Source organism: Streptomyces olindensis (assembly GCF_040645895.1).
GTDB classification, from domain to species: Bacteria; Actinomycetota; Actinomycetes; order Streptomycetales; family Streptomycetaceae; genus Streptomyces; species Streptomyces olindensis.
In genome coordinates, this window is sequence record NZ_JBEYZD010000131.1 from 1 (window position 1) to 9,854 (window position 9,854).

The following is a 9,854-nucleotide window of genomic DNA, read 5'->3' on the forward strand; positions in this document are numbered from 1 at the left end:
CTCTTTCTTCTTCTGCTCCTTGACGGGACCGCCGCGCACCCAGCCGGCGTCGGCGCTGACCTGCGCGGGGGACGAGCGATGCGAGTTGCACCGCAGCCATGGGAGCGGTTGCGGAGGGTTCATGGAGCGGCAGCGGGGGTCTTGTCGAGGCCGTCCTGCCGCTGAGAGGCGGCCTCATCAAGTTCGGCCTGCAGGACGTCCTTGAGCTTTTCCGCGTCGGCCCTGCTGATGGGGAGGCCCTTGCCACGGATCGTCGCTTCGATGTGGCGGCGCGAGGCGCGGTCTCCGCGTCCCAGCGGCGCGGTGCGGGCCATCGCGAGATACTCGTCGGACACAGCGCTGGGCTTCTGGTCTTCCGGCTCGGCGGAAGACTGCGGGGGTTCCGGCACTGTGGCGGCGCCCTGCGCCACCTCGGCAGAATCCCGCGCCACGTCGGCCGGACCATCTGCCACCTCGAGATCGGCTGGCTCCAACTGACCGGAGCCGTCTTCGGTACGGGCAGCGGGCCGGTCGCCGTTGTGGCTGCGGTTGGCAGGTGTGTGGCGTTCGGTGATGTCGGTTGGGTCGGCGACGAGTTGGTGGATCTGCCGCATGAGGACACCGAAGGCCAGCAGCGCGGCGGTCGGGGGAACCGCGGCGACCACGTAGTCGAGGATGGGCACGGTGCCGGGGCTGCCCGTGCCGTTGACCCCGGCTACGTTGAGCGCGATGGAACCGACCGATCCGGTGGCCGTAAGAGCGATCGCCCACCCGTCGGTCACCTGGCGCAGGCCCGCGCGGAGCATGAGCAGTTCCCCCGCGACGATGAAGGCGTCCAGGGTGGCGGGCCAGGCCCACTGGCGGATTGGGGAGCCACGGAGCCCGTGCTGTCCGGCGACCTCGGCGAGGTGGGCGTACGAGAGCCAAAACCCGCCGGCGGTGAGGGCCACGATGACAACGCCTGCTGCGATGAGCGCGTATCGCTCGGCATCCTCCTTGGTCATCATCGGTTGTCCTTCGTCGGGACGGTGGTCCTGGTGGGTGGGTGTGGAGAGGTGGGTCAAGCGGGGTGCTCCTGGGGGTTGGGCGGGGTGATCCGTCTTGGCCGTCTTGGCCGTTGCAACCGCAGGTCAGGGCCGGTACGGCAGGGCCTCGATGCGCCGTACCGGAGGCGTTGGCGGGCCGTACCTGCCGGGACGGCGCGGTTGCGTCGTGCCGTCCCGGTCGAAAGTGCCGTGACCTGCGGTGATACGGCGGGGACGCGCGGGACGGCACAAGACGGATCGGGGCAGGGTGAGGGTGGAGGCAGCGCGGTCGTCATGATCGCGTTGCCGTCTTGCCCCCGGTCTCCGTCCCGGCCGCATGCCGTTTGACCTGCGAGATCACGGCAGGGACGGCAGGGACGGTCACCGGGGGAGGAGGGAGCTCAGCCCGAGGCTGGGGCGGCGGGATCGGCGTTCACTGAGTGAACGGTGGGGCAGTAGCGCCGCCAGGCGTCGAGGAACTTGTTGCGCATGTAGCCCTTGCGCTGGGTTCCGTCGGCGAGGCGGACGTTGCCGGGTTTGATGTCGTACCGGCGCAGCATCGTCGCCAGTTCGCGGGCGGTCAGCCCGTTGCGTCCCCATTCGGCCCACGGGCTCTCGGGGTTCTGCCGCAGGTGGTGCAGCAGTTCGTCGGTGGAGAGGCTGTCGACCTCTCGCTGGGCGACGAAGACCCTGCGGATGTCGGCGAGGATGCGGGCCTCGCCGGGCTGATCCTCCTCGGCCTCGATCTCCGCGGCCACCATCCCCGCACACGCCTCGCGGCCATGGCGGGGCCATGGCCCGGCGGCGAGGTCGGCGACGATGATCAAGGGCTCCCAGGTGTCGGCGGCCCGGTCCTCCACCGGCATCTCCGGCTCCAGATCCGCCGCCGCCTCCAGCAGCGGCCGGGCCCAGGCGGCGATGCGGTCCCGCAGAGCGTGGAGGGCGGGGATGTCGCGGCGGGAGCGGAAGGGCTTGACGGTCTCCCCCTCCGCGCGACGGCGCATCCGGATGACGACCGACCGGTCCATGATCGTGTCGGGCAGGTCACCGATCCCGGCGAGGGCTGCCATGGCGAAGGTGGCGAACCGGTGGGGGGTGTGGTCGTTGCCGACGACGCGGGTGACGTAGCGGTTGCGCTGGTGGCCGGCGTTGAGCAGGCCGCGCATCTCCTCGTTCTTCTCCGCCTGTTTCGGCGTGCCGAAGATGGTGTCCGCCTCGTCCACCAGGAGCGTGGGCGGCTCCTCGGTGATCGAGCGGAAGACGGCGGCCGGTGTGGTGTTGATGGTGAGCATCGGCTCGTGGACCGTCTCGGTCAGCACGTCGAGCAGCCGTGACTTGCCGCACCGCTTAGCCGGCCCCACCACCGCCAGACGCGGTGCGTGCTGCCACGCGGGCTGCAGATGTGTCGCCGCCACCCACAGCGTGACCGCGTCCAGAGCCTCCGGCGAGGGCAGGATCACGAACTTGGATATCCGTGCGCGCAGTTCGTCGAGCAGCGCCGAGCCAGGCGTCGGCTCCGGGTCCGGGGCCGCCTCCGGAGGCTCGGCGTTGTCGACCGGTGCGGCGTTCTCGGGTTCGCGCTGGTCGGGGTTGCCCGGCACCGAGACCGGCGGCCAGGCGGCGGTACCAGGGGTGGAATAGGACTTGGGGTTCTCATGTTGCACTGGGCGGCTCCTCTTCCTGCGGCGTCGGGCATGCAGGCCCGGCGGGCGCGGATCGTTCGTTGGATGCGGGCGACGGAGTTTCCCGAGCCTCCGGCGTTGCCTCGCCGGAGGCTCGCTGTATCCCGAGACGGGACGCGCGCTGTGTCCCGAGACGGGACGCGCGCTGTGTCCCGAGACGGGACGCCCGGGCGTGTGCCCCGAGGGAAGACGGACAGTACGTCCACGCCCCGGCAACAGTCCAGCGTTTCTGTGTCAGCTCAGCGCAGAACGGTTCGCTAGCTCTCACCCCTTCACGCCGCCAGCCCGAGCAGCTCCAGCAGGTCCGCGGTCACGACCCGGTAGGCGTTGCCGAGCCGCAGCACCTTGCACGGGTAGGCGCCACGCTTCGCCAGCTCGTATCCCTTGCTCCGCCCGAGCCCCAGAGCCCGATTGCTTGTCTCCAGGTCAACGGCAACGGGAAGGGCGAGCAGCTCCTCCCGGCTCATCCCCTTCGAGTCCTTCGGCTGTCCAGCCGTCGCGTCTTCGCGCATGCAGTGCGCCCCTTTCGGTACAGCCCTCGGCGAACGTGCCCATCACGTCCGGCTCCAGGCGTGTACCAACCATCATGGTCAAGTTAATGTGTCTTCATGACACAACGCGGTGTGGAAGCTGATGAGGACGACTTCCCGGAGTGGGCAGATCGGATCAAGGCCAACGTGGCCGGCGAAGTCCGGCGCAGAAGGAAGGAGATGGGATGGAGTGCACAGGACCTCGCGGACCGGTGCGAGCAGCTCGGGCATCCCATCCCGCGCAACGTGATCGCCAACATGGAGTCCGGACGCCGGGCCAACCTGCCACTCGTGGACGTCATGGTCCTGGCGGCGGCCCTGGAGACGTACCCGGTGTGCCTGATCTTCCCGGTCGGTTACGTCGAGGAGACCCAGGAGCTCCCCTTCCAGGACCTCATCCCCACTTGGGACGCCCTACGACGCTTCACCGGCGAGCAGGAAGTGCCCATGTACGACGCTGGCCTGGTCCCCGACTTCGAGCGTCACGCCAGCCTGGTGCAAACCGCGCTCGCCGCACTCGACGAGGAAGAACGGGCACGGTTCGTATCCAAGACTGCGACCAGCCGCGCCCGGCAGGAAGAAGCGGAGCGCAAGCGGACCGAGTACGCAGACCAGGCCATCTCCGCCAAGTACAGCCTCCGCCACCTCCGCCGCGAACTCCGTGAGGAGGGCGCCACCCCACCCGACCTGCCACCCGCACTGGGCGATGTCGACCCGCCCGAAGAAGAACCCAACACCACCCAGGAGGAACGCCTTTGAAGGGCTCCACCCACCGCCGCTGCTACTGCCGCGATGCCCACACCGGCAAACCGCTCGGCAAGAAGTGCCCCAAACTCTCCAGCCGTAAGCACGGCTCGTACTCCATACGCCAGGAGCTCCCGCCCCGCGAGGATGGCACCCGCCGCTCCTTCAGCCGCGCCGGCTACGAGTCCCTGAAGGCCGCCCAGGCCGATCTCGACCACGTCCGCGCACTCATCGGACTCGCCGATGCCGACGACGTGGAGGGCCTGTCCCGGATCGCCGACTTGCTGGAGAAGGTGGCCGACGAAAAGGCGCCACTGCCCGACATTGAGGCGACCCGCAGGCGCCTCAGCCACGGCCTGGACCTGACGAGCCGACTCACGGCCGGCGAATGGCTGGACATGTGGCTGGCGGGCAAGAAGGGACGGCAGAGCGCCATCAGCCGCGACGAGAGCAACATCCGGGTGCACCTCAAACCGCGCATCGGGCACCTGCGGCTCGACCGCCTACGGGTCACCCACCTTTCGGAGATGTTCGAGGCCATCGCCGAGGCCAACGTCGAGATCGCGGAGGGCAACGCAGCCCGCCGCAAGGCGTTCGAGGACCTCGCCCAGATCCCGTGGAAGGGGCGCGAGCACCGTGCCCGCCGCAAAGCGATGAAGGCGGCCATCGCAGAAATGGAGCCCTACCGACGCATCGTCGGTCCGGCCACGCGTCAGCGCGTCCGCTCCACCTTGCGGGCCGCGCTGAACGCCGCGATCGCGCAGCAGCTGATCACCTTCAACCCGGCCGCCCACGTCGAGTTGGAGGCCGGCAAGCGGCCCAAGGCTCTCGTGTGGACCGAGGAGCGCATCCTCCACTGGAAGCGCACCGGCGAGAAGCCGTCGCCGGTGATGGTCTGGACGCCGGAGCACACCGGCCTCTTCCTCGACCATGTCACGGAGGACCGCCTGTACGCGCTGTTCCACCTGATCGCCTTCCGCGGGCTGCGACGCGGTGAGGCATGCGGCCAGAAGTGGACGGACACGCACTTGGACGCCGGGCTCATCACCGTCGCCAAGCAACTCGTGGTCGACGGTTGGGAGGTGTACGAGGACGACCCCAAGACCGACGCCGGCGCGCGGACCATCGCACTGGACTCCGACACGGTCCAGGCTCTCAAGCGGCACCGCGCCCAGCAGGACAAGGACCGCGAAGAGTGGGGGAGCGCCTGGGTGGAGACGGGGCGGGTCTTCACCAAGGAGAATGGCGAGCTGCTCCATCCCGCCAACGTCACGCGGCGGTTCATCGAGCTGTACGAGGAGATCGGCCTCCCGCCGATCCGGCTCCACGACCTCCGCCACGGCGCCGCGACTCTCGCCCACGCGGCCGGGGCCGACCTGAAGGACATCCAGGAGATGCTCGGCCACTCCTCGATCACCATCACGGCCGACACGTACACGAGCCTGCTCCCCGAGGCCGACCTTGCCATCGCCGAGGCCGCAGCCCGGCTCGTCCCGCGTGCCCGCACCACCTCCGAGAACACCGCTCTCGAAGCGGAGCCAGAGCCTGGCGAGGCGGAGGAGCCCGACCCGGAGTTCGTGCCGGATGATGCTGATCCGTTGGGAGAAATTCCGGAGATCAACTCTCCGTCCGCTCACGCACCGCTCACGCAAACGGCCCCGGACGAGGAGTCCGAGGCCGAGTAGGAGCCCTCCCTGGAGGAGAAACCCCAGGTCAGAGCGCTAACGCGTTGTGCCCCCGGCAGGATTCGAACCTGCGACACCCGCTTTAGGAGTTCGATCGTTGCTCGCACCGTCGGGGAGCCGCCTGGCCGCGTTAGCCGTGCACGACCGCGTAGGAGTGCTGGCGTCCGAGGGCGTTGATGTCACCTATGGATGTCAGAACAGTGCAACCGCACATGCTTGCTGGCAAGATGATCCTGTGGTTGACCTGGAGCGCATCAAGGCGGAGAGCGTGGAGTACTTCCGATCCCTTGATGAGGGGGCCACCCTACGGCACCACTTTCGCCACGCCGACGAGGAGGGCGGCTTGTGGTACTTCGAGGCCGTACCCGACCGCGGTGAGTTGATCGCCATCAAGCAGGCCGAGCTGACTCCGGCCGGCCGACTCCACCGGTACAGCTGGGAGCACCTAGAGGACGAGCACGGGTTTCTGACGGACCAGGCGCTCGACCCTGAAGAGTACCCGCTGGAAGCCATCCCGGCCGAAGAGTTCGAGCGGGTGTGGACTCAGTGACGGGGGTGGACAACCACTTTAGGAGAGCGGCGAGGGGCCGAGGTTGCTGAGCTGGGGCTTCGATACCTGCTGCAGCGCCCGGTAACTTGCCCACAGAGCACCCCCATTGTCCGTGGCAGACCCCTGCATCTGGCACGGCAGTGGCACGAACCCCAGCCGACGACAGTCAGCCGCGACGGCGGGCGCGCTGACCGATCAGGCTCGCGTATGCCTCGTTGCACCCCCACCGGCCTCAGCCACGCTGCTGATGCTGTCGACCAGGGCAAGCCACGACGGTCGACCCGCGACAGCGGCGCCAGATCTGGTATGGCAGGTTCATCTTTCTGATGTTGCTCACATCTCCGCGCCTGGAATACAGGTCACCGAACCGAATTCCAGGCGCGCCCTTTTCCTTCTACTCCTCCTCTTCTGGGAACAGGTTCTCCAATGAGTCCCACAGCGCTCGGACGGCCGGAACAACTGTGGCTTGGCTGTCCCGACCAGCCAATAGATCATTAGGCGGGACGTGAACTCGCAGGAACTCCTTGTTTCCAGAAGTTTGCCTCTTACTCCATGACAACACCCCCGCATCAATCATGGCATTTCTAACAGTACGCCACTGAGGATGTTGCACGACTCGGCGCACGTCGGCTGTTCCGTCCTGCTCCGTGAAGTAGTTGGTTTTAGCCAGCAGCCAGCTGAGATCGTTTAGGAGTCCTACAACATCAGCACTCACATGGCGAAGCGGGACGGGAGTCTGAGCTTCCGGCAGACCGCAGGTGGCCAGAATCTCAGAAACCTTACGCGGGTCATACACAGGCTTGTCGCTAGTGCTGTCGCGAACCAGTCGCAAAGCCCGGAACTCGTTGACTGGAACTCCCGAGATGTCCAGCTGCGTGCTGGAGGGATTTACTCTCACCCTCTCGAAACTCACGCGCTTTCCGGCGCATTGCACAAGATGGAAATCCCGGAGGTCGCTTCCGGTGAATCCACAGTCTCGGATTGTCGATTCCCTGATCGTGATCCCGCTCATGTCACAGTCTACGAAGCGCATGAGTCGAATCTCCATGCCTTCGAACGGACCATCATAGGCGCGCATGATGCCAGCCGCTACCGTCCCCGCGTTCTGGCGTACTTGCTCTGTACTCGCGTCTTGCCGTTCACACGCAGTCATGAGTACTTCTAGATTTTCTGTGGCATGGGTGCGGAGCCGAGCCCCTGCCATGCTGGCAGCCTCCACCGGAAGGTTGCTCCGCCGTAGAGCTTGACGCAGGGGGAGCGGTTCCCCTTTTCGCGCCAATTCGACAATTGGACCGGCTAGGAAGTACGAGTAGTAGACATCGTGCTCGAACTTCACTGCGCCTTTGTCTGCCGGCAGTAGCAGTGCGGAGTAGGGGCCACGATCTACGATCGCCAATTGGGCTTCCGATGGGAGCCCGGCTACGTCTAGCCAGACTTCCAGGACTTCACGAAGCGATGTCCGTGAGAGCTCACGAGTATCTTGTCTCCACATCTCTTCTGCGATCTCGGAGAAAACCTCCCTGAGCTGATCGGCCGTCAAATAGCTGTGTCCAGGGCTATCCCGAAGCTTTTCTTCCGCCTCTCTACTGACGTAGCTGTTTACGAGCGCTTCCAGCAGGTCCGTACCCGAAGACAGCACAGAGCCCTTCAGTGAGAGGTCTGTGACACGTGAAACAAAGAACGGCATTCCGCGGAGATGGCCTACCGACTCGCTTGCGAAAGCCGTGGACACCTTATCTTTCAGTTCGCTTATCCGCGCAGCCTGAGCCCCGTCGATACGTGCACGCTTCTCGACATAGTCGTCGACTTGAGCGTCGTCCCACTGTTGGAGGCGAACACGGTTTACCACCCACCCATCCGTACGGAATCCGATGGCAGAGTTAACACGGCCCACGAACTCTTGCTCGTAGTAGGCGCTGCGAGCGGCAGCAACTACGCAGCCAGAAGATTGCAGTTCGTCCAGGAAGCTCGCTAGGGAACTGAAGGACTCGTCGTAGCTTCCTTGAATTCCCAAAAGTTCATCAAATCCATCGACCACCAGCACGAGACAGCCAACTCGCACGAGAGCTGCTACAGCATCGAAGGAGAACTGGGCTCGAAGCTTCCCCAATTCTCCTGAAATAGCGTCGTCGAGCTTAGCGAGGCGACGCCCCTGTGCATCAACGTAGAGCCACAACGCCTCTGCTTGGCCCGAGCGATAGTCCGTGGCCACGGCATGGACGACGTGTTGCAGCAAGCTCGTTTTTCCAACTCCCGCCTGGGCGGTGAGGAATACAACGTTTGTTCGCTCCTCGTAACTTTGGGCGACTTCCCGCACGAGAGTGTTGGCGGCGGTGTTTGGTAGATTTTCCTCGAGACTGTTATCCAGTACGGCGTAAGGGGCTACATAGCTGCTGTCCCCTTTGATGAGATTGGCGATGTTCGTTGAAAGTCGCCTAAGGTCTGCCATATCTGTGCCTGCCAGGAATGAAGCGTAGCTGATGGCAGCACTGCCGACGGTGCGGACAGTCACATCGCGAAGGTCACTGGACCCCGCGAGTAGGAAGTCAGCGCTTCGCCGATCCCCTCTGATCACCCAGTCTGCCTTGACCCAACCTTCCTCAGTTTCCTTGATTGTCACAGGCATGCCCGGGTCAGCAAAGCCGGCAAGGTCTTTCCTGAGTTGGTCTCGCAGCTCTTTTTGCAGGTCGTCTGGTTCGCTTGTACGAGAAATCATTTTTTTTTGCTCCAGGGGAGGCGTTTTTGCGCGAGTTAAAGCCAAGAGGGGTCGTTGATGAGCTCCACATTTAGGGCTTGAAAATACATATCGTGAGGCGTGGTTGGTCGCTTCCTTATCCATGCAATCGGCTTTCCCCAGCGAATGGAGGTTGCCATCATCGCTGGGACGTAATCGTCGTCGTTTGCAACAACTAGGATTCGATCGTATTCCTCTTGTTCGGAGTAGAAGTGGGCATCTTGGGCAAGCATTTGATCTACCATCTTTTGCCCCCCATTCTTATAAGTGCCAGTCAGTTTGGCTTGAGGATTGCAGGCTAGGCTGGTAGCGAGTCGCGGAATGATGCGTACGCCGTCTTCTAGGGATCGCAAGGTGTTTAGCAGTGAGTTGGCGATTCTATATTTCTCCATGTATCCACCGGCTCGGTCCACCCAGCCATCGTAAATTCTGCACTCGACCTCGATCGCGTCACGGGGCAGGGTTGGCTTACCCGGGCTAAATACCTTTCTGATCAGACTCGAGATCAGTTCAAGGGAATCTTGAATTGTTGGTCTTGTGTTTGCTCGCGGGTCCAGGTTGTTAAAGTCAATGAGGGCCACGTTAAGGCCCGTTGTCTGTTGACCTGCGTCAGCCGTCTGCATAGCGGCAGACTAGAGCAGGGGTAGCGGTGTTCGTGAGCGTTCCTGGGAAGTTGAGCGTCTGTCGTGTCGGACGCCAGACGTGCGGGCGCGCCTTGATGCCCTCGCCTGCTCGCCACTTTCCCGCAATTAGCTGGACCCAGTCACGACGTACTCCTTCTCTTACGACAAGCGGCTGATTGCCGGGAGCGCGGCACGGGCGCCGGCAGGGCTGGAGCGGGGCGGAGACAGGAGCGCAGGCCCGGCCGGGCACAGCTGCGTGACGATCATCAGCGACGCGGCGGCCGTCGCCACCGGCTGCGGGG

The 9,854-nt window shown here is 64.7% G+C and carries 8 protein-coding genes; 3 read left to right on the forward strand and 5 right to left on the reverse strand.

What is annotated here, in order from left to right; all coding sequences use genetic code 11:
* Positions 1 to 119: 119 nt before the first annotated feature.
* The 3 genes from ABZ948_RS39825 to ABZ948_RS39835 all read right to left on the reverse strand — a co-directional run bounded on the left by ABZ948_RS39825 (position 120) and on the right by ABZ948_RS39835 (position 3,198).
* A complete protein-coding gene (locus tag ABZ948_RS39825; RefSeq protein WP_435857794.1) occupies positions 120 to 1,043 on the reverse strand; it encodes a DUF2637 domain-containing protein in 924 nt (307 codons plus the stop codon).
* Positions 1,044 to 1,405: 362 nt separating this feature from the next.
* On the reverse strand, positions 1,406 to 2,668 hold the full coding sequence (locus ABZ948_RS39830) for a DUF3631 domain-containing protein (protein WP_359768022.1): 1,263 nt from the start codon (positions 2,666 to 2,668) through the stop codon (positions 1,406 to 1,408).
* Between the two features lie 290 nt (positions 2,669 to 2,958).
* Positions 2,959 to 3,198: a hypothetical protein gene (locus ABZ948_RS39835; protein WP_359768023.1), complete on the reverse strand. Its 240-nt coding sequence runs from the start codon at positions 3,196 to 3,198 to the stop codon at positions 2,959 to 2,961.
* Positions 3,199 to 3,309: 111 nt separating this feature from the next.
* Between ABZ948_RS39835 and ABZ948_RS39840 the strand changes: the two genes are divergently transcribed.
* The 3 genes from ABZ948_RS39840 (at position 3,310) to ABZ948_RS39850 (ending at position 6,195) form a co-directional block, all read left to right on the forward strand.
* Positions 3,310 to 3,975 (forward strand): helix-turn-helix domain-containing protein, encoded by a 666-nt coding sequence (locus ABZ948_RS39840; protein ID WP_359768028.1) that lies wholly within the window; start codon positions 3,310 to 3,312, stop codon positions 3,973 to 3,975.
* Positions 3,972 to 5,645, forward strand: a complete 1,674-nt coding sequence (locus ABZ948_RS39845) for a site-specific integrase (RefSeq protein ID WP_359768024.1) — start codon at positions 3,972 to 3,974, stop codon at positions 5,643 to 5,645. Before ABZ948_RS39840 ends, ABZ948_RS39845 begins: the two co-directional genes overlap by 4 nt.
* 235 nt (positions 5,646 to 5,880) lie before the next feature.
* A complete protein-coding gene (locus ABZ948_RS39850) occupies positions 5,881 to 6,195 on the forward strand; it encodes a hypothetical protein (RefSeq protein ID WP_359768025.1) in 315 nt (104 codons plus the stop codon).
* Between the two features lie 394 nt (positions 6,196 to 6,589).
* Here the strand turns inward: ABZ948_RS39850 and ABZ948_RS39855 are convergent, their stop codons facing one another.
* Together ABZ948_RS39855 and ABZ948_RS39860 are read right to left on the reverse strand one after the other, a co-directional pair.
* Positions 6,590 to 8,956: an NACHT domain-containing protein gene (locus ABZ948_RS39855; protein ID WP_359768026.1), complete on the reverse strand. Its 2,367-nt coding sequence runs from the start codon at positions 8,954 to 8,956 to the stop codon at positions 6,590 to 6,592.
* On the reverse strand, positions 8,947 to 9,552 hold the full coding sequence (locus ABZ948_RS39860) for a PIN domain-containing protein (RefSeq protein ID WP_359768027.1): 606 nt from the start codon (positions 9,550 to 9,552) through the stop codon (positions 8,947 to 8,949). Before ABZ948_RS39860 ends, ABZ948_RS39855 begins: the two co-directional genes overlap by 10 nt.
* Positions 9,553 to 9,854 lie beyond the last annotated feature (302 nt).